The 18,624-nt window shown below is 59.1% G+C and carries 17 protein-coding genes; 13 read left to right on the plus strand and 4 right to left on the minus strand.

Annotated features, from left to right (window positions below; translation table 11 throughout):
* The first annotated feature begins 28 nt into the window (after positions 1 to 28).
* The gene (locus F8N21_RS22315; RefSeq protein ID WP_150644176.1) at positions 29 to 1,039 is read left to right on the plus strand and encodes a class 1 fructose-bisphosphatase; all 1,011 of its coding nucleotides are present in this window, start codon (positions 29 to 31) and stop codon (positions 1,037 to 1,039) included.
* 4 nt (positions 1,040 to 1,043) lie between these two features.
* Positions 1,044 to 1,646 carry a DUF924 family protein gene (locus F8N21_RS22320; protein WP_150644177.1) on the plus strand — a complete coding sequence of 201 codons (603 nt, stop codon included), beginning with the start codon at positions 1,044 to 1,046 and terminating at the stop codon, positions 1,644 to 1,646.
* Positions 1,647 to 1,659: 13 nt separating this feature from the next.
* Here F8N21_RS22320 and F8N21_RS22325 read toward each other — a convergent pair whose 3' ends face one another.
* The 3 genes from F8N21_RS22325 to F8N21_RS22335 form a co-directional block, all read right to left on the minus strand.
* Positions 1,660 to 1,992: a type II toxin-antitoxin system RelE/ParE family toxin gene (locus F8N21_RS22325; protein WP_150644178.1), complete on the minus strand. Its 333-nt coding sequence runs from the start codon at positions 1,990 to 1,992 to the stop codon at positions 1,660 to 1,662.
* Positions 1,989 to 2,261: a type II toxin-antitoxin system Phd/YefM family antitoxin gene (locus F8N21_RS22330; RefSeq protein ID WP_150644179.1), complete on the minus strand. Its 273-nt coding sequence runs from the start codon at positions 2,259 to 2,261 to the stop codon at positions 1,989 to 1,991. Before F8N21_RS22330 ends, F8N21_RS22325 begins: the two co-directional genes overlap by 4 nt.
* Positions 2,262 to 2,357: 96 nt before the next feature.
* Positions 2,358 to 4,250 (minus strand): methyl-accepting chemotaxis protein, encoded by a 1,893-nt coding sequence (locus tag F8N21_RS22335; RefSeq protein WP_224788270.1) that lies wholly within the window; start codon positions 4,248 to 4,250, stop codon positions 2,358 to 2,360.
* A gap of 283 nt (positions 4,251 to 4,533) precedes the next feature.
* Here F8N21_RS22335 and F8N21_RS22340 point away from each other — a divergent pair, with 283 nt between their 5' ends.
* Complete coding sequence (locus tag F8N21_RS22340) at positions 4,534 to 4,788, plus strand: outer membrane protein assembly factor BamE (protein WP_150644181.1); 255 nt, start codon at positions 4,534 to 4,536, stop codon at positions 4,786 to 4,788.
* A gap of 35 nt (positions 4,789 to 4,823) precedes the next feature.
* Complete coding sequence (locus F8N21_RS22345; RefSeq protein ID WP_150644182.1) at positions 4,824 to 5,393, plus strand: lipocalin family protein; 570 nt, start codon at positions 4,824 to 4,826, stop codon at positions 5,391 to 5,393.
* Positions 5,394 to 5,494: 101 nt separating this feature from the next.
* Here the strand turns inward: F8N21_RS22345 and F8N21_RS22350 are convergent, their stop codons facing one another.
* Positions 5,495 to 6,859, minus strand: a complete 1,365-nt coding sequence (locus F8N21_RS22350; RefSeq protein WP_150644183.1) for a formimidoylglutamate deiminase — start codon at positions 6,857 to 6,859, stop codon at positions 5,495 to 5,497.
* A 145-nt stretch (positions 6,860 to 7,004) separates the two neighbouring features.
* Between F8N21_RS22350 and hutC the strand changes: the two genes are divergently transcribed.
* The 9 genes from hutC (at position 7,005) to hutH (F8N21_RS22400) (ending at position 18,354) form a co-directional block, all read left to right on the plus strand.
* Entirely contained in the window at positions 7,005 to 7,715 is a 711-nt protein-coding gene (hutC, locus tag F8N21_RS22355; protein ID WP_191624378.1) for a histidine utilization repressor, read from the plus strand.
* 67 nt (positions 7,716 to 7,782) lie between these two features.
* The gene (locus tag F8N21_RS22360) at positions 7,783 to 8,355 is read left to right on the plus strand and encodes a HutD family protein (protein WP_150644185.1); all 573 of its coding nucleotides are present in this window, start codon (positions 7,783 to 7,785) and stop codon (positions 8,353 to 8,355) included.
* 511 nt (positions 8,356 to 8,866) lie between these two features.
* On the plus strand, positions 8,867 to 10,546 hold the full coding sequence (gene hutU, locus F8N21_RS22365; RefSeq protein WP_150644186.1) for a urocanate hydratase: 1,680 nt from the start codon (positions 8,867 to 8,869) through the stop codon (positions 10,544 to 10,546).
* Between the two features lie 166 nt (positions 10,547 to 10,712).
* Positions 10,713 to 12,185: a purine-cytosine permease family protein gene (locus tag F8N21_RS22370; protein WP_150644187.1), complete on the plus strand. Its 1,473-nt coding sequence runs from the start codon at positions 10,713 to 10,715 to the stop codon at positions 12,183 to 12,185.
* A 69-nt stretch (positions 12,186 to 12,254) separates the two neighbouring features.
* A complete protein-coding gene (locus tag F8N21_RS22375) occupies positions 12,255 to 13,223 on the plus strand; it encodes an ABC transporter substrate-binding protein (protein WP_150644188.1) in 969 nt (322 codons plus the stop codon).
* A gap of 71 nt (positions 13,224 to 13,294) precedes the next feature.
* Positions 13,295 to 14,146: an ABC transporter permease gene (locus F8N21_RS22380; RefSeq protein WP_150644189.1), complete on the plus strand. Its 852-nt coding sequence runs from the start codon at positions 13,295 to 13,297 to the stop codon at positions 14,144 to 14,146.
* A complete protein-coding gene (locus F8N21_RS22385) occupies positions 14,143 to 14,973 on the plus strand; it encodes a quaternary amine ABC transporter ATP-binding protein (RefSeq protein WP_150644190.1) in 831 nt (276 codons plus the stop codon). The genes F8N21_RS22380 and F8N21_RS22385 overlap by 4 nt, the downstream gene beginning before the upstream one ends.
* 201 nt (positions 14,974 to 15,174) lie before the next feature.
* Positions 15,175 to 16,698, plus strand: a complete 1,524-nt coding sequence (gene hutH, locus F8N21_RS22395) for a histidine ammonia-lyase (RefSeq protein WP_150644191.1) — start codon at positions 15,175 to 15,177, stop codon at positions 16,696 to 16,698.
* A 123-nt stretch (positions 16,699 to 16,821) separates the two neighbouring features.
* Positions 16,822 to 18,354 carry a histidine ammonia-lyase gene (hutH, locus tag F8N21_RS22400; RefSeq protein ID WP_150644192.1) on the plus strand — a complete coding sequence of 511 codons (1,533 nt, stop codon included), beginning with the start codon at positions 16,822 to 16,824 and terminating at the stop codon, positions 18,352 to 18,354.
* Positions 18,355 to 18,624 lie beyond the last annotated feature (270 nt).

Genomic DNA, 18,624 nt, shown 5'->3' on the forward strand with positions numbered 1-18,624 from the left:
GCCCCCCCCACTTTCTCCGGAGCCGTCCATGTCCCGCGTTACCTTGAGTCGCTATTTGATTGAGCAGACCCGTAGCAACAACACTCCTGCCGATCTGCGTTTTCTGATCGAAGTGGTGGCGCGTGCTTGCAAGGAAATCAGCCACGCCGTCTCCAAAGGCGCCCTGGGTGGTGTTCTGGGCAGCATGGGCACCGAAAACGTACAAGGCGAAGTGCAGAAAAAACTCGACGTGCTTTCCAACGAGATCCTGCTCGAAGCCAATGAATGGGGCGGTCACCTGGCCGGCATGGCGTCCGAAGAAATGGACAATGCCTACCAGATCCCGGGCAAATACCCTAAAGGCGCCTACCTGCTGGTTTTCGACCCGTTGGACGGTTCGTCGAACATCGACGTCAACGTTTCGGTCGGCACCATCTTTTCGGTACTGCGTTGCCCGAACGAGCACCTGAGCCAGAACGAAACCCTCAGCGAGAAGGCTTTCCTGCAGCCGGGTACCGAACAGGTCGCTGCCGGCTACGCCATTTACGGCCCGCAAACCATGCTGGTGCTGACTTTGGGCGACGGCGTCAAAGGCTTCACCCTGGACCGTGAAATGGGCAGCTTCGTGCTGACCCACGAAGACATCAAGATCCCGGAAAGCACCCAGGAATTTGCCATCAATATGTCCAACCAGCGTCACTGGGAAGCTCCGGTACAGCGCTACGTCAGCGAGTTGCTGGCCGGTGAGGAAGGCCCGCTGAAGAAGAACTTCAACATGCGCTGGATTGCCGCGATGGTTGCCGACGTGCATCGCATCCTGACCCGTGGTGGCCTGTTCATGTACCCGCGCGACAACCGCGATCCGTCCAAGCCGGGCAAACTGCGCCTGATGTACGAGGCCAACCCGATGTCGTTCCTGGTCGAGCAGGCGGGCGGTATTTCTACCGACGGCCACCAGCGGATTCTCGACATTCAGCCTGAAGGTCTGCACCAGCGTGTAGCGGTGTTCCTTGGCTCGAAAGAAGAAGTCGAGCGCGTCACCGCTTACCACAAGGAATAAACCCATGTCCGCGCCCTGGCAGCCGTTGCTCGATTGGTGGTTCGGTTCGACCGAGACTCCCACCGAGGTAATGGCTGACAAGGGCAGGCTGTGGTTCGGCAAGCGCGACAGCCAGGACCGCGAAGCGCGTGAGCGTTTCGGGGCCTGGGTCGAGCAGGCACTGGCCGGCGAATTGGCTGAGTGGGCGCAATGCCCGCAAGGCTGGCTGGCCTTGGTGCTGTTGCTCGATCAATTGCCGCGAATGATCTACCGCGATACTCCCAAAGCCTTTTCGGGTGACCTGCGTGCTCAAGCGTTGGTGGCTCAAGGGATTGTTGCGGATTTCGATCGGCAGTTGCCGGCCATGCGCCGAGCGTTCATCTACCTGGTGTTCGAACATTGCGAGAACCTCGCGGTGCAAAACGAAGGCGTGTCGCGATTTGCTGCCTTGCAGGCGGAACAGCCGTTGGCTGATCAGCCAGTGTTTGCCAGTCATCTCGACTATGCCGAAAAGCATCAGAAAGTCATCGCCCGGTTTGGCCGCTTTCCCCATCGCAACGAAGCGCTCGGACGGGTTTCCACGCCTGAAGAGTTGGCGTTTCTGAAAGAGCCGGGGTCGGGGTTCTAGGCACTACGTAAACTCACGGATTCACTTGCAGCAGCCGTTTCATCAGCAGTGTTGGCAGGTTTTTTCGGGTGTCGGCAATGATGTGGATGAAGACGGTCTGGTCCCGCACCTCATAAATGATCCGGTTCATCCCTGACAAAATCTGTCGGTACTGGCTGAGATTTAGCTTCTCGATCTCTTCGGGGATTGATCCTGCATAAGGCAGTGGCCCCAAATGTCGGATAGCTGTCTTTAGATTGGCGTAGGTGCTTTGCCATGTCTGGGCAGAGAATTGTTTTGTGATATAGCTACGCAGTTCTTTGAGGTCTGTTTCTGCGGACTGAAGAATGACGACTTTAAAGCTCATTGATGATCGGCCTTATCCAGTTCTGCAAAAACATCCTCCGCATCTCTGAATTTGCCCTCGTCGATCTCGCGATTGCCCATCGCGAGTAGCTTTAGCAGCGCCATCGTATCTTCCTGCTCTTCGAAACTTTTTACATCCATCACCACCAGCTTTGCTTCGCCGTTTTGGGTTATGACCAAAGGCTCCCGACTCTCGGTGATGGTCTTGACGATTTCAGCTGTATGGCTTTTCAAGTAGCTGATGGGTTTGATCTGGGATGAAAGCTTCATGGTGTGATCTCGTCTGGATGAGCAGGACTGAGTTTAGTCTTAATTCAGTCCTGCGTCAGTTCTGCCAGACAAGCGCACTTAAGTACGATTTGTAGTTTAAATCCTGAAACTCCCCACCAACTGCTTCAACCGCGCCGCCTGCTGCTCGAGATCCGCGCACGCCCGCAAGGTCGATTGCAGGTTTTCCACGCCTTCCTGGTTGAGGGTGTTGATCTCGGTGATGTCGACGTTGATTGACTCGACTACTGCAGTCTGTTCCTCGGTGGCGGTAGCCACCGACTGGTTCATGCCGTCGATTTCACCAATGCGCTGGGTCACGCTGTTCAGGCGCTCACCGGCCTGGTTGGCGATGCCGACGCTGCTTTCGCTCTGGCGCTGGCTGTCGGTCATGGTGAGGACTGCCTCGCGGGCGCCGACTTGCAGCTCTTCGATCATCTTCTGCACTTGCTGCGCCGAATCCTGGGTGCGGTGGGCAAGGTTGCGCACTTCATCGGCGACCACCGCAAAGCCGCGTCCGGCTTCACCGGCGCGGGCGGCTTCGATGGCGGCGTTGAGCGCCAGTAGGTTGGTCTGTTGCGAGATGCTGGTGATCACTTCGAGGATCTGCCCGATGTTCACCGTGTTGCTGTTCAGTGTCTCGATATTGCCGCACGAATCACTGATCTTGGCCGACAGCTGCTGCATGGCGGCGATGGTTTTATCCACCACCTGTTGACCATCTTCGGCCAGGCTGCGGGCGTCGCTGGAGTGCTGCGAGGCGAGGGCGGCGTTCTGGGCGATTTCCTGGGCGGCGGCGCCCAGTTGATTGATCGCCGCGGCGACGCTGCTGGTACGCGAGGCCTGCTGATCGGAATTGAACATCGACGAGTTGGAAGCGCTGACCACCCGCAAGGCCACTTCGTTGACTTGGCCGGTGGCCGACGCCACTTCACGAATCGAGGTGTGAATCCGCTCGACGAAACGGTTGAAGGACAGACCCAGCGCACCGAACTCGTCGTGGCCATGAATGGTCAGGCGCCTGGTCAGGTCGCCTTCACCTTCGGCGATATCGTGCATCGCTCGGCCCATGGTCAGCAGTGGCTGCATCAGCACGCGGATCAGCAGGCCCAGCAACGCGATGATGATTGCTACGGCGATGAGCATGGCAATGATTGCCGAAGTGCGGAATTCGCTGAGCATCGAGAATGCGCTGTCCTGGTCGAGCACCAGCGCCACATACCAGTCCGCCGACGGCACACCATTGACGTGGGTGAAGGCAATGAACTGCGATTTGCCGTCCACTTCAACTTCCTGCAAGCCCGGGCGGACTTTCGGGGCACCGTTGGGATAAGCGTCGACCAGGCTTTTGAGCACCAGTTTGCTGTCCGGGTGAATCAGGATCTTGCCGTCGGCGCCGACGATAAAGGCGTGGCCATGGCCGCCGAAGTTCAACGAGTTGATGATCGCGCTGACGCTGCTCAGATCGATGTCTGCACCCGCTATACCGATGAATTGGTTCTGGTGCTGCACCGGCGTGGCGACGGTGATCACCAGTTTGCCCGAAGACGCGGCGATGTATGGCTCGGTGACGATGGTCTGTCGAGCGCTGTTGGCCGTTTTGTACCAGCCACGGGAGCGCGGGTCGTAGTCTGCCGCGCGGTTACCGGCCGGGACCGAGAACATCACGCCGTCCTGGCCACCAAAATAGCTGAGCTGGAAATTACTGGTATAGGCCGGTAAGCCGACGGCGCGTTTCAGGCTGTCAGGCGTACTGCCGTCGACGGCAATTTGCTGTGCCAGCGATTGCAGCAGCTGCATGCGGCTTTCCAGCCAGGTCTGGATGTTGCTGGTGGTCAGGCTGCCGAGTTCCTGCATTGAGGATTCAGTGCTGCTGCGCAAGGTCTGGCGCTGCCGATAGTCGTTGAACAGGATGAAGCAGGCAAACGCAACGGCGACCACAAGAGCGGCTGCAAGCAGAATCTTGTGGCTGAATTTCATGTTTTTGGTCATTAAATGAACTACCGCTAGTGACTGGTCAGCGAGGGGGCGTCAATTTGCCACAGTGAAGGGCTTTGCACTGCTTTCTATGTCGACTGGCCAGCGCCAAAAATGAGGCTCTTTTGGTAAAAGTCGACGAAATACTCTTGAACCCGGGAAAGAGCTTGATTTCAGGAGGAATTGACGGATGGGCGGTGCAAGAAATAGCCAATGTCTTCGGGAACCAGATGAGCATTTTCTCTTCTAAGCTTCTGGTTGGCAGCCATGCCTTCCCCATCCCCCCAGGAGTTTCACCATGTCGCTGCGATCTCTTGCCTTGTTGTCGTTCTGCGTGCTGCTGGCCGCGTGCAGCAAGGTAAACCAGGAAAACTACTCGAAGCTTGAGACCGGGATGCCCAAAACCGAAGTCGAAACCTTGCTGGGCAAGCCATCCGATTGTTCTGGCGCCCTGGGTATGTCCAGTTGCACCTGGGGCGACAAGAACAGCTTTATCAGCGTGCAGTACGCCGGTGACAAAGTGTTGATGTTTTCCGGGCAAGGCCTGAAGTAAAAAGACCGGGGCTTTGAGCCCACGGGAGAAAAATAATGATGCGGTTCGTAATAGTTCTTTTAGCCGGCCTGGTATTGGCCGGCTGTGCCACCTCTGGCAATGACCCTTTGGCGCCCAAGACCGTCAACAGCGTCAATCTCAAGCGTTACCAAGGGACCTGGTACGAGTTGGCCCGTCTGCCGATGTATTTCCAGCGCAACTGCGCGCAATCCGAAGCCCATTACACCCTCAAGGCCGATGGCGATATTGCGGTATTGAACCGCTGCCTGACCACCGATTGGCAGTGGGAAGAAGCCAGGGGCACGGCAACGCCGCAGATACCCGGCAAGACCGACAAGCTCTGGGTCGAATTCGATAACTGGATTTCCCGCCTGCTGCCCGGTGTGGCCAAGGGCGAATACTGGGTGTTGTTCGTCAGCGACGACTATAAGACCGCGATTGTCGGCGACCCGAGTCGTCGGCACCTGTGGCTGCTGTCACGTTCGCCACAGGTCAATGGGGTAGTCCGTGAGGAGCTGCTGAGCAAGGCGCGTCAGCAAGGGTATGACACCACGCGGCTGATCTGGCGAGTGTCGGATACCAAGATGGCCAAGACCTCGAATTAGCGGCGAGACTGAAAAGATCGCAGCCTGCGGCAGCTCCTACGGAATGTGTGTGTACACAGGATCCCTTGTAGGAGCTGCCCCCAGGCCGCGATCTTTTGCTTTTAGCCCAAGAGCTCGCGCAACACCTGGGTAAACGCCCGGCTGCTGTCCTCTTCCCCGGTATGATGGCCGTCGCGGATCACCCATTGACCGTTGACCAGCACATCCCGCACCTGGCGATCGCCACCGGCAAATAGCCAACGATTGAGAATCGCGTCGCCATTTGCTGTGGCCAGGTAAGGATCGTTGCCGTCGAGTACCAGCCAGTCGGCACGTTTACCTACTTCCAGAGCGCCAATCGGCTGGCCCAAAGCCTGGGCCCCACCGTCCAGCGCGGCGTCATACAGGGTGCGCCCGACCATCGGCTGATCGCCGCGATACAAGCGATTGCGCCGTTGATCGCGCAGACGTTGGCCATATTCCAGCCAGCGCAGTTCTTCGACCACGCTCAGTGACACATGGCTGTCGGAGCCGATGCCCATCCGCCCGCCCTGAGCGAGGAAGTCCACCGCCGGGAAAATCCCGTCGCCAAGGTTGGCTTCAGTGGTCAGGCACAGCCCGGCGATGGCTTTGCTCCTGGCCATCAGCGTGACTTCTTCGGGGTTGGCGTGGGTCGCGTGGACCAGGCACCAGCGCTGATCGACCTCGGTGTTCTCGTACAGCCATTGCAGCGGACGACGACCGCTCCAGCTCAGGCAGTCGTCGACTTCCTTTTGCTGCTCGGCAATGTGGATATGCACCGGGTACTGTTTATCGCTGGCTGCCAGTACTTCGCTGATCTGTTGCGGTGTTACCGCGCGCAACGAGTGGAAGCACAAACCCAACTGTTGCGCCGGTTGTTGTGCCAGCAGCGGCTGCAAGCGCGCCTGCAACTTCAGATAATTTTCGGTGCTGTTGATAAAACGTCGCTGGCCTTCATTCGGGGCTTGCCCACCGAAGCCTGCGTGGCTGTAGAGCACGGGCAGCAGGGTCAGGCCGATCCCGGCAGCGCTGGCGGCCTGGCTGATCTGCAACGACAGCTCGGCCGGGTCGGCATAGGCCTGGCCATTCGTGTCGTGATGCACGTAATGGAATTCGGCGACCGAGGTATAGCCTGCCTTGAGCATTTCGATGTAAAGCTGGCGGGCGATGATCCCGAGGTGTTCCGGACTGATTTTTCCGACGAGGCGATACATCAAGTCGCGCCAGGTCCAGAAACTGTCATTCGGATTGCCGGCCACTTCCGCGAGCCCGGCCATCGCCCGCTGGAATGCATGGGAATGCAAATTTGGCATGCCCGGCAGCAGCGGACCATTCAACCGTTCGGCGCCATCGGCGCTGGCATCGGCCTGGATGTGGGTCAGCCAGCCATCGGCGCTGACCTCAAGACGTACATTGTTGGCCCATCCACTAGGCAGTAGCGCGCGTTCGGCAAAGAAGGCGGACATGGTTCAGCACCCCATCGTGTGTTATTTGTATATACATATACAGACGTTTGCCTGCTCGGTAAACTCCGGCAAGCTAGCAACCTTTACTCACTCACAAGGATTTCCTGTGCCGACTCCCCCTGCCATCTCCCCGCTGGCTGCCCAAATGGGTGACAGTCCGGCGCCCTTGTACGCCCGCGTCAAACAGATGATCACTCAGCAAATCGAGAGTGGAAACTGGCCGCCGCACTATCGCGTGCCGTCGGAAAGCGAACTGGTCAACCAGTTGGGTTTCAGTCGCATGACCATCAATCGGGCCTTGCGCGAAATGACTGCCGACGGTCTGCTGGTGCGCATGCAGGGGGTCGGTACGTTCGTCGCCGAACCGAAGAGCCAGTCTGCCCTGTTCGAAGTGCACAACATTGCCGACGAGATCGCTTCCCGTGGCCATCGCCACACCTGCAAGGTGATCACCCTCGGCGAAGAGTCCGCCGGTTCCGAGCGCGCTGTCGCGCTGGACATGCGCGAAGGGCAAAAGGTTTTCCATTCGTTGATCGTGCATTTCGAGAACGATATCCCGGTGCAAATCGAAGACCGTTTCGTCAACGCGTTGGTAGCACCGGACTACCTCAAACAAGACTTCACCTTGCAGACGCCCTACGCCTATCTGTCCCAGGTTGCACCGCTGACTGAAGGCGAGCATGTGGTTGAGGCGATTCTGGCCGAGCCGGAAGAATGCAAGTTGCTGCAGATCGAGCGCGGTGAGCCGTGCCTGCTGATTCGTCGCCGGACCTGGTCCGGGCGTCAGCCGGTAACCGCCGCACGCTTGATTCACCCCGGTTCCCGTCATCGTCTGGAAGGGCGGTTTCACAAATAAAGAGCCATAAATAAAGAGCCATAAATAAAGAGCCACAAATAAAGAGACACAAATAAAGAGACATTACATGACTCAGTTCAACGTTTTGCGCGCGGCCAACTATCCGCGCATGCCGTGGAAAAACGGTGGCGGCAGCACCGAAGAAATCACCCGCGATGCCGGTACCGGCCTGGATGGATTTGGCTGGCGGCTGTCGATTGCCGATATCGGCGAGTCGGGCGGGTTTTCCACCTTCGCCGGCTACCAGCGGGTCATCACCGTGCTGCAAGGCGCAGGCATGACCTTGACGATCGATGGCCAGGACACACGGCCCCTGTTACCGCTGGACCCGTTTGCATTCAGCGGCGAGAGCCAGGTTTCCTGCACGCTGCTTGGCGGTGCGATTCGTGATTTCAACCTGATCTATGCGCCGGACCGCTATAGCGCGCGGTTGCAGTGGCTTGAGGGCGAGCAGCGGTTTTTCAGTTCGGCGAGTACGCTGCTGGTTTTCAGTGTGGCGCTGCAGGTGCAGGTTGAATTGGGCGACGGTGCACCCGAAGTACTGGGGCTGCATGACTGCCTGCAGCTCGAGGGTAACAGTGGGTTGCTGGAAGTTGCCGTCGCTGGCCAGTGCTGTGTGATTGAGCTGACAGTGGTCTGATCAGGCATTGCCAAAAGATCGCAGCCTGCGGCAGCTCCTACACAGATCGCGTTCCCCTCGACTATGAGAGGTGTACGCCGATCCCGTAGGAGCTGCCGCAGGCTGCGATCTTTTTTTGCCATCCAATTCTCCCGTGCGCAAACCAACCCCCTTTAACCGTTCCCCATCGCGCACCAACATCTCTCAAATTGTTACCGAACGCCCCAGCGAGGCGCAAAACCACGTTTCGGTAACAACTGCTTCCCCTTCAAAAAAACTCGCAAAAAATTTCCTTCCGTCTCAAAGCCCTTGATCCAGGCGGCTTCCAGCTCATTTCAAATCTTTTTTGAACGCCTCGCCCGCAAGTTGGCCGTTTGATTGCATATGCTTGTATGTACAAGTAAAGACGTATGCGTATGAGTCACGAAGACTCGACCATCGTCCACTGATTCGCCGGTGTGCACTGTTTGCATGTTGGCTTGCTCGCCCACTGCCTGGGTTGGTTTGGATTGATTGCTGAGGAGTTTTTTTCGTGACTGAGAATAAACCGACGAAATACCGTGACGTTGAAATCCGCGCTGCTCGCGGCAACAAGCTGACCGCCAAGAGCTGGCTGACTGAAGCGCCGTTGCGGATGTTGATGAACAACCTCGACCCGGAAGTTGCCGAGAACCCTAAAGAGCTGGTGGTTTACGGTGGTATCGGGCGTGCCGCGCGTAACTGGGAATGCTACGACAAGATTGTCGAAAGCCTGACCAACCTGAATGACGACGAGACCCTGCTGGTGCAATCCGGCAAGCCGGTCGGCGTGTTCAAGACCCACAGCAACGCACCGCGCGTGCTGATCGCCAACTCCAACCTGGTGCCACACTGGGCGAGCTGGGAGCACTTCAACGAACTGGATGCCAAGGGCCTGGCCATGTACGGCCAGATGACCGCCGGCAGCTGGATCTATATCGGCAGCCAGGGCATCGTCCAAGGCACCTACGAAACCTTCGTCGAAGCCGGTCGTCAGCACTATAACGATGACCTGAAAGGTCGTTGGGTCCTGACCGCAGGCCTCGGCGGCATGGGCGGCGCTCAGCCATTGGCCGCAACTCTGGCCGGCGCTTGCTCGCTGAACATCGAATGCCAACAGGTCAGTATCGATTTCCGCTTGAACAGCCGTTATGTCGATGAGCAAGCCACCGACCTCGACGACGCTCTGGCGCGTATCGCCAAATACACCAAGGAAGGCAAAGCGATTTCTATCGCCTTGCTAGGCAACGCGGCTGAAATTTTGCCGGAACTGGTCAAGCGCGGCGTGCGCCCGGACATGGTCACCGACCAGACCAGCGCCCACGACCCACTCAACGGTTACCTGCCGGCTGGCTGGACCTGGGAGCAATACCGCGCCCGCGCCAAGACCGAACCAGCCGCCGTGGTGAAAGCCGCCAAGCAATCGATGGCCGTGCACGTCAAGGCCATGCTCGACTTCCAGAAAATGGGCATTCCAACCTTCGACTACGGCAACAACATCCGTCAGATGGCGCAAGAAGAAGGCGTGGAAAACGCATTCGACTTCCCGGGTTTCGTACCGGCTTACATCCGTCCGCTGTTCTGCCGCGGCATCGGTCCATTCCGCTGGGCTGCACTGTCGGGCGATCCGCAAGACATCTACAAGACTGACGCAAAAGTAAAAGAACTGATCCCGGACGACGCGCACCTGCACAACTGGCTGGACATGGCGCGCGAGCGCATCAGCTTCCAGGGTCTGCCGGCACGTATCTGCTGGGTTGGCCTGGGTCTGCGCGCCAAGCTCGGTCTGGCGTTCAACGAAATGGTCCGTAGCGGTGAGTTGTCGGCGCCGATCGTGATCGGTCGCGACCACCTGGACTCCGGTTCCGTGGCCAGCCCGAACCGCGAAACCGAGTCCATGCAGGACGGTTCCGATGCCGTGTCCGACTGGCCACTGCTCAACGCTCTGCTTAACACCGCCAGTGGCGCGACCTGGGTTTCCCTGCACCACGGCGGCGGCGTCGGCATGGGCTTCTCCCAGCACTCGGGCATGGTGATTGTCTGCGACGGTACTGACGAAGCGGCCGAGCGTATTGCTCGTGTACTGCACAACGACCCGGCCACCGGTGTCATGCGTCATGCCGATGCCGGTTACCAGATTGCGATCGACTGCGCCAAGGAGCAGGGTTTGAACCTGCCGATGATTACTGGCTGAGAAATCGGCCGCCCTTGACGGACGGCCCAACGCAAAACCTGTAGGAGCTGCCGCAGGCTGCGATCTTTTGATTTTCGGCGTCCTTGATGACGCTAAAAGATCGCAGCCTGCGGCAGCTCCTACGGGAATAAACCAACACCGAAGAACAATCCACAGAGGTTGAATCATGGCTGTTAATGGCGATCGTGCAAGCAGCAAGCCGTTGATCGAAAAGCGTTCGATCGACTACATCCCGGAAGCGGAAAGACACGGTCGTCTGTTCAGCCAGTTCACCCTGTGGCTGGGTGCCAACCTGCAAATCACCGCGATTGTCACCGGTGCCTTGGCGGTGGTACTCGGCGGGGATGTGTTCTGGTCGTTGATCGGTTTGCTGATCGGCCAACTGATCGGCGGTGGCGTGATGGCGTTGCATGCGGCGCAAGGGCCCAAGCTTGGCCTGCCGCAGATGATCTCCAGCCGGGTACAGTTCGGTGTTTATGGCGCGGCCATCCCGATCGTGCTGGTCTGTTTGATGTACCTCGGCTTCACCGCAACGGGAACCGTGCTTTCCGGCCAGGCGCTGGGCCAGTTGTTTGGCGTCAGCGACAGCGTCGGTATCCTCATCTTCGCCAGTGTCATCGTGCTGGTCACGGTGCTCGGTTATCGGGTGATCCATTTCATTGGCCGTGTCGCCAGCGTCATTGGTGTGATTGCCTTTGTCTACCTGTTCAGTCGCCTGATGAGCCAGACTGACATTGGCGCACTCCTGCAAATCCGCCACTTCAGCTGGAGCAGCTTCCTGCTCTCGGTGTCGCTCGCGGCATCCTGGCAGATCGCCTTTGGTCCCTACGTGGCTGACTATTCGCGCTATCTGCCGAGCAAGATTTCCTCGGTGAAAACCTTTTTCGCCGCTGGCGCGGGTTCGGTCATTGGCGCACAGGTGGCGATGATCCTCGGCGTGTTTGCCGCCGCATCGGCCAACGGGCAATTCGCCGGCCACGAAGTGGCCTACATCGTTGGTTTGGGTGGTACCGGTGCCACCGCTGCGCTGCTGTACTTCAGCATCGCGTTCGGCAAGGTCACCATCTCCACGCTGAATTCCTACGGCAGCTTCATGTGCATTGCGACCATCATCAGCGGTTTCCGTGGTCACCTGCAGGTCACGCGCTTGCAGCGTCTGGTCTTCGTGCTGGTCATCGTCGGTACTGCGACCCTGATCGCGTTGCTCGGTCAGCATTCGTTCCTCGGTGCGTTCAAGTCCTTCATCCTGTTCTTGCTGGCGTTCTTTACGCCATGGAGCGCGATCAACCTGGTGGACTACTACTGCATCACCCGCGAGCGCTATGACGTGCCGGCGTTGGCCGATCCGAACGGTCGCTACGGCCGTTGGAACCCCCTCGGTATCAGCGTCTATGTCTTCGGTGTGCTGGTGCAACTGCCGTTCATCTCCACCAAGTTCTATACCGGTCCGCTGGTGGAAGCCCTGGGTGGTGTGGATATTTCCTGGATCATCGGTCTGGTGCTCCCCGCAGCCCTGTATTACGTGTGCGCGAAAAAATGGCATGGCGCCGTACCCGATCAACTGATTCTGCCGGTCGAGCAGGACAGCGTTGTACAACCTGAAACAAGCGGGGCCGGTCGCGCTGCGGCGCAGGCCTGATTGGACGTGGACAGGGCTGGATGCCTTCTTGACTGCCGTAATCCATTTCATGTTTAGGAGCGTCACACAATGAAAATGCATAAGACCCTGCTGACCACGTTACTTTCCATGGGCCTGTTGGCCACTGCTGGCGCCACTCAGGCCGCCGGCTGGTGCGAATCCGGAAAACCGGTGAAGTTCGCCGGACTGAACTGGGAAAGCGGCATGCTGCTCACTGACGTGCTGCAGTTGGTGCTGGAGAAGGGTTACGACTGCAAGGTCGACACCTTGCCCGGCAATTCCATCACCATGGAAAACGCCCTGAGCAGTAACGATATCCAGGTTTTCGCCGAGGAGTGGGTAGGCCGCAGCGAAGTCTGGAACAAGGCCGAGAAGGCCGGCAAAGTCGTCGGTGTCGGCGCGCCAGTCGTCGGTGCGATCGAAGGCTGGTATGTGCCACGTTATGTGATTGAAGGTGATGCCAAGCGTAAACTGGAAGCCAAGGCTCCGGACCTGAAAAGCATCGCTGATCTGGGCAAATATTCTGCGGTGTTCAAGGATCAGGAAGAGCCCGCCAAGGGCCGTTTCTACAACTGCCCGGCCGGTTGGACCTGTGAACTGGACAACAGCGAAATGCTCAAGAGCTACGGCCTGGAAAGCAGCTACACCAACTTCCGCCCAGGCACCGGCCCGGCGCTGGATGCGGCCGTTCTTTCCAGCTACAAGCGCGGTGAGCCGATCCTGTTTTATTACTGGTCGCCAACCCCGTTAATGGGCCAGGTGGATCTGGTGAAACTGGAAGAGAAACCAGGCGTGGACAAGCGCGTGACCATCAAGGTCGGCCTGTCCAAGACGTTCCACGAACAAGCACCGGAACTTGTCGCAGTGCTTGAGAAGGTCAACCTGCCTATCGACCTGCTCAACCAGAACCTGGGGCGCATGGCCAAGGAACGTATCGAATCGCCGAAGCTGGCGAAGATCTTCCTCAAGGAACATCCTGAAGTCTGGCATGCGTGGGTGAGCGACGACGCAGCCAGGAAAATCGACGCGGCTTTGTAGGTTGAGATTTTCCGGTTGGCCCTGAGGTCAGCCGGGAGCTTCACCTCAACCACTTGATCGAGAGCACCCTTATGTTTCCCGAAAATTTCACATTCTCTATCGCCGACTGGGTCAACAGTTGGGTCGATTCGCTGGTCACCAACTACGGTGATGTGTTCCGGCAGATCTCTGACACCCTGCTGTGGGCCATCGTCAACCTCGAAGGCTTGCTGCGCGCGGCGCCCTGGTGGTTGATGCTGGCGATTGTCGCCGGCATCGCCTGGCACGCCACCCGTAAAGTGCTGACCACCACAGTGATCGTCGGTTTGTTGTTCCTGGTGGGCGCGGTTGGGCTCTGGGACAAGCTTATGCAGACGTTGGCGCTGATGATGGTGGCGACGGTGATCTCGGTATTGATCGGCATTCCGTTGGGCATTCTTTCGGCGCGCAGCAATCGCCTGCGTTCGTTCCTGATGCCGCTGCTGGACATCATGCAGACCATGCCGAGCTTCGTGTACCTGATTCCGGTGCTGATGCTGTTTGGCCTGGGCAAGGTTCCGGCGATTTTCGCCACGGTGATCTACGCCGCGCCGCCGCTGATTCGTTTGACGGATCTGGGTATTCGTCAGGTTGACAACGAAGTCATGGAAGCGATCAACGCGTTCGGCGCCAACCGCATGCAGCAACTGTTTGGCGTGCAACTGCCGCTGGCCCTGCCGAGCATCATGGCCGGGATCAACCAGACCACCATGATGGCCCTGTCGATGGTGGTGATTGCCTCGATGATCGGTGCCCGTGGCCTGGGCGAAGATGTCCTGGTCGGTATCCAGACCCTCAACGTCGGTCGCGGCCTGGAAGCCGGTCTGGCGATCGTGATTCTCGCAGTGGTCATCGACCGCATTACTCAGGCCTACGGTCGGCCACGGCATGAGGTGAACAAATGAGTAACGCAGCCATCAGCAAGATCGAAGTCAAAAACGTCTTCAAGATTTTCGGCGCCCGATCCAAGGATGCCCTGGAGATGATTCGCCAGAACAAGAGCAAGGATCAGGTACTGGCCGAAACCGGCTGCGTGGTCGGCGTGAATGACCTGTCGCTGTCCATCGGCACTGGCGAGATCTTCGTGATCATGGGCCTGTCCGGTTCTGGCAAATCGACCCTGGTTCGCCACTTCAACCGCCTGATCGACCCGACCAGCGGGGCGATCCTGGTGGACGGCGTGGACATCCTGCAATACGACATGGAAGCCCTGCGCGAATTCCGTCGGCACAAGATCAGCATGGTGTTCCAGAGCTTCGGCCTGTTGCCCCACAAGACGGTGCTGGACAACGTCGCCTACGGCCTGAAGGTTCGTGGCGAGACCAAGGAAGTGTGCGCCGAACGTGCGCTGCACTGGATCAATACCGTGGGCCTCAAAGGCTACGAAAACAAATACCCGCATCAGCTGTCTGGCGGTATGCGTCAACGGGTCGGCCTGGCCCGTGCGCTGGCGGCGGACACTGACATCATCTTGATGGACGAAGCTTTCAGTGCCCTCGATCCGCTGATCCGCGCCGAGATGCAAGACCAGTTGCTCGAGCTGCAAAAGACCCTGCACAAGACCATCGTGTTCATCACTCACGACCTCGACGAAGCCGTGCGCATTGGTAACCGCATTGCGATTCTCAAGGATGGCCGGTTGATCCAGGTCGGTACGCCGAAAGAGATCCTCCATTCGCCTGCCGACGAGTATGTGGATCGTTTCGTCCAGCGGCGGGCTGCGGTGGTTTGAGAATGAGTCCTTCTGGAAGACGCATATCCATTGTGGCGAGGGGGCTTGCCCCCGCTGGGCTGCGAAGCAGCCCCAAAACCTGCAGTTGAGGTGTGTCAGGCAAAACCCGCGGGTATGTTTTGCGACCGCTTCGCGGTCGAACGGGGGCAAGCCCCCTCGCCACAGGTGTAACTCGTCAACAAAATTTGTGTGAGGCTTCAGATGTCCCAAGCTGAAAAAATCGTTATCGCCGATGCACCCTTGCGTTGGCAGGATGTGGTCGCAGTCGCCCGGCAGGGTGCTGTGCTTGAACTGTCGCCTCAGACCTGGGCGCGGATCGACAATGCCCAGGCCATCGTCCAGCGCATCGTCGTCAGCGGTGAACGCGCTTATGGCGTCAACACCGGCCTGGGCGCGTTGTGCAATGTCTCGCTGCAAGGCGAACAATTGAGCCAGTTGTCGCGCAATACCTTGCTCAGCCACGCTTGTGGCGTCGGCGCTCCACTGACCGACGAACAGACGCGGGCGATCATGTGCGCGGCGATCATCAACTTCAGTCAGGGCAAATCCGGCCTGCATCGGCAGGTGGTCGAGGCGCTGCTGGCCTTGCTCAACCATGGCATCACCCCGCAAGTGCCGTCCCAGGGTTCGGTCGGTTACCTGACCCACATGGCGCATATCGGCATCAGCCTGCTCGGTGTCGGCCAGGTCAGTTATCGCGGGCAGATCGTCAGCGCTGAGCAAGCCTTGGCTGAAGAAGGCCTGAAGCCGGTGCAACTCGGCGCGAAAGACGGTCTGTGCCTGGTCAATGGCACGCCGTGCATGAGCGGCCTGAGCTGCCTGGCCCTGGCCGACGCTAGCCGCTTGATTCAGTGGGCCGACGTGATCAGCGCCATGAGTTTCGAAGCCCTGCGTGGTCAGATCGACGCCTTCGACGCGCAAATCATCGCCCTCAAACCCCATCCGGGCATGCAGCAAGTGGGTATCAACCTGCGCGGCCTGCTCGATGGCAGCGAAGTGATCGCCAGCAGCAAAGGCATCCGTACTCAGGATGCCTTGAGTATTCGTTCGATTCCACAAGTGCACGGTGCGGCCCGAGATCAGCTCGAACACGCCACGCGGCAGATCGAAATCGAACTCAACGCGGTGACCGATAACCCGTTGCTGTTGGGTACGCCGGAGAACTTCCGGGTGATGTCCCAGGCTAACCCTCACGGGCAATCGGTGGCCTTGGCGGCGGATCTGCTGGCCATCGCCATGGCGGAAATCGGTTCGATTGCCGAGCGTCGCCTGGACCGTTTGATCAACCCGCATGTCAGCGGCTTGCCGGCGTTTCTGGTGAGCAACCCCGGGGTCAACTCCGGGATGATGATCGTCCAGTACGTCGCCGCCTCGCTCTGCGCGCAAAACCGCCAGTTGGCGCAACCGGCGGTGCTCGATAACTACGTCACCTCGGGCCTGCAGGAAGACCACTTGAGCATGGGCACCAACGCCGCGCTGAAGCTGCATCAGGCGCTGGAAAACTGCACGCAGATCCTCGCCATTGAATACCTGCTGGCGGCCCAGGCCTTCGAGTTCCTGAAAGCACAGCGCTTCGGTGCCGGCACCGACATCGCCTGGCGACTGCTGCGCGAGCGCGTTGCGGCCTATGACCAGGACCGCTGGCTGGCGCCGGATATCGCCAGCGCCGCGTCGGTACTCAAAGACCCGCACTTGCTGCACAAAGCATTACCGAATTTGCACTGAAACCTGTTTCCACAAAAGCCAGCGTGCCAAGGCGCCACCCCCCTCACAAAGCGGGCAGCGACGGACAACGGAATCATCCGGAGCGACTGGCTAGTTAATAAAACTCTCAAAAGGAGCATAAAAGTGACTGCGCTAAACTTGATTCCCGGCCAACTGACCCTTGCCCAGCTGCGGACCGTCTACCAGCAGCCGGTAACAATCAGCCTCGACGACAGCGCCTCGGCGCAGATCGAAGCCAGTGTGGCCTGTGTGGAACAGATCCTCGCTGAAAACCGCACTGCCTATGGCATCAACACCGGCTTCGGCCTGCTGGCCTCGACCCGCATCGCCAGCGAAGACCTGGAAAACCTCCAGCGTTCCCTGGTGCTGTCTCACGCCGCCGGTGTCGGCGAGCCGATCAGCGACGCGCTGGTGCGCCTGGTCATGGTGCTCAAGGTCAACAGCCTGAGCCGTGGTTTCTCCGGGATCCGCCGTCAGGTGATCGATGCGCTGATCGCACTGATCAATGCCGAGGTCTACCCGCATATTCCGCTTAAAGGTTCGGTCGGTGCTTCCGGCGACCTGGCGCCACTGGCCCACATGTCGCTGGTGCTGCTGGGCGAAGGCAAGGCACGCTACAAAGGTGAATGGCTGGACGCGGTGAGCGCCCTGAAACAAGCCGGTCTGCAACCGCTGACATTGGCGGCCAAAGAAGGTCTGGCCTTGCTGAACGGGACCCAGGTCTCCACCGCCTACGCTCTGCGTGGCCTGTTCGAAGGCGAAGACCTGTTCGCCGCGGCAGTGACCTGTGGCGGCTTGACCGTTGAAGCGGTACTGGGCTCGCGCTCGCCGTTCGACGCGCGGATTCACGATGCTCGCGGTCAACGCGGGCAGATCGACGCCGCTGCGGCTTATCGTGATCTGCTGGGTGAGCGCAGCGAAGTCTCCGACTCTCACCAGAACTGCGAGAAGGTCCAGGACCCATACTCCCTGCGCTGCCAGCCGCAAGTCATGGGCGCCTGCCTGACCCAGTTCCGTCAGGCGGCTGAAGTGCTGAGCATCGAAGCCAACGCCGTGTCGGATAACCCGCTGGTGTTCGCTGCTGAAGGCGACGTGATCTCCGGCGGTAACTTCCACGCCGAACCCGTCGCCATGGCCGCGGACAACATGGCATTGGCCATCGCTGAAATCGGCTCGCTGAGCGAACGCCGCATCTCGCTGATGATGGACAAGCACATGTCGCAATTGCCGCCGTTCCTGGTGGCCAATGGCGGGGTCAACTCCGGCTTCATGATCGCCCAGGTGACTGCTGCAGCCCTGGCCAGCGAAAACAAGGCACTGTCGCATCCGCATTCGGTGGACAGCCTGCCGACCTCCGCCAACCAGGAAGACCACGTTTCCATGGCGCCTGCCGCCGGCAAGCGTCTCTGGGAAATGGCCGAAAACACCCGTGGCGTTCTCGCTGTGGAATGGCTCGCCGCTTGCCAGGGCCTGGACCTGCGCGACGGTCTGAAGACTTCGAGCAAACTTGAAGAAGCCCGCGGCATCCTGCGCAGCAAAGTGCCGTTTTACGAGAAGGACCGTTTCTTTGCGCCGGACATCAATGCCGCGAGCGAGTTGCTGGCTTCGCGCTGCCTGAATGAGTTGGTGCTGGCGAAGTTGCTGCCGAGCTTGTGATTGTGAGGTGGGCTGGCGTGACATTAGTGTTGCGTTCGAAAACCACCCCTCACCCCAACCCTCTCCCCAAGGGGGCATAGATATCTACACATCTTTTAAGGGCTGCCAAATACTGTGGCGAGGGGGCTTGTCGGAACGCCGCACCGCCCCGCTCGGCTGCGCAGCAGTCGTAAAACCGGCGGATGCGTTCTACCTGGAAAACCGCGATAGCCGGTTTTAGGGCCGCTTCGCGACCCAGCGGGGGCAAGCCCCCTCGCCACAGGTAGGGTG

Origin of the sequence: Pseudomonas fluorescens (genome assembly GCF_902497895.1) — a bacterium.
In the GTDB taxonomy this organism is placed as follows: domain Bacteria; phylum Pseudomonadota; class Gammaproteobacteria; order Pseudomonadales; family Pseudomonadaceae; genus Aquipseudomonas; species Aquipseudomonas fluorescens_BP.

What these genes read in the sequence shown, in the direction of transcription:
- F8N21_RS22315 (WP_150644176.1), top strand. Translation starts at nt 29, where the DNA reads ATGTCCCGCGTTACCTTGAGTCGCTATTTGATTGAGCAGACCCGTAGC.
- F8N21_RS22320 (WP_150644177.1), top strand. Translation starts at nt 1,044, where the DNA reads ATGTCCGCGCCCTGGCAGCCGTTGCTCGATTGGTGGTTCGGTTCGACC.
- F8N21_RS22325 (WP_150644178.1), bottom strand. Translation starts at nt 1,992, where the DNA reads ATGAGCTTTAAAGTCGTCATTCTTCAGTCCGCAGAAACAGACCTCAAA.
- F8N21_RS22330 (WP_150644179.1), bottom strand. Translation starts at nt 2,261, where the DNA reads ATGAAGCTTTCATCCCAGATCAAACCCATCAGCTACTTGAAAAGCCAT.
- F8N21_RS22335 (WP_224788270.1), bottom strand. Translation starts at nt 4,250, where the DNA reads ATGACCAAAAACATGAAATTCAGCCACAAGATTCTGCTTGCAGCCGCT.
- F8N21_RS22340 (WP_150644181.1), top strand. Translation starts at nt 4,534, where the DNA reads ATGTCGCTGCGATCTCTTGCCTTGTTGTCGTTCTGCGTGCTGCTGGCC.
- F8N21_RS22345 (WP_150644182.1), top strand. Translation starts at nt 4,824, where the DNA reads ATGATGCGGTTCGTAATAGTTCTTTTAGCCGGCCTGGTATTGGCCGGC.
- F8N21_RS22350 (WP_150644183.1), bottom strand. Translation starts at nt 6,859, where the DNA reads ATGTCCGCCTTCTTTGCCGAACGCGCGCTACTGCCTAGTGGATGGGCC.
- hutC (WP_191624378.1), top strand. Translation starts at nt 7,005, where the DNA reads ATGGGTGACAGTCCGGCGCCCTTGTACGCCCGCGTCAAACAGATGATC.
- F8N21_RS22360 (WP_150644185.1), top strand. Translation starts at nt 7,783, where the DNA reads ATGACTCAGTTCAACGTTTTGCGCGCGGCCAACTATCCGCGCATGCCG.
- F8N21_RS22370 (WP_150644187.1), top strand. Translation starts at nt 10,713, where the DNA reads ATGGCTGTTAATGGCGATCGTGCAAGCAGCAAGCCGTTGATCGAAAAG.
- F8N21_RS22375 (WP_150644188.1), top strand. Translation starts at nt 12,255, where the DNA reads ATGAAAATGCATAAGACCCTGCTGACCACGTTACTTTCCATGGGCCTG.
- F8N21_RS22380 (WP_150644189.1), top strand. Translation starts at nt 13,295, where the DNA reads ATGTTTCCCGAAAATTTCACATTCTCTATCGCCGACTGGGTCAACAGT.
- F8N21_RS22385 (WP_150644190.1), top strand. Translation starts at nt 14,143, where the DNA reads ATGAGTAACGCAGCCATCAGCAAGATCGAAGTCAAAAACGTCTTCAAG.
- hutH (WP_150644191.1), top strand. Translation starts at nt 15,175, where the DNA reads ATGTCCCAAGCTGAAAAAATCGTTATCGCCGATGCACCCTTGCGTTGG.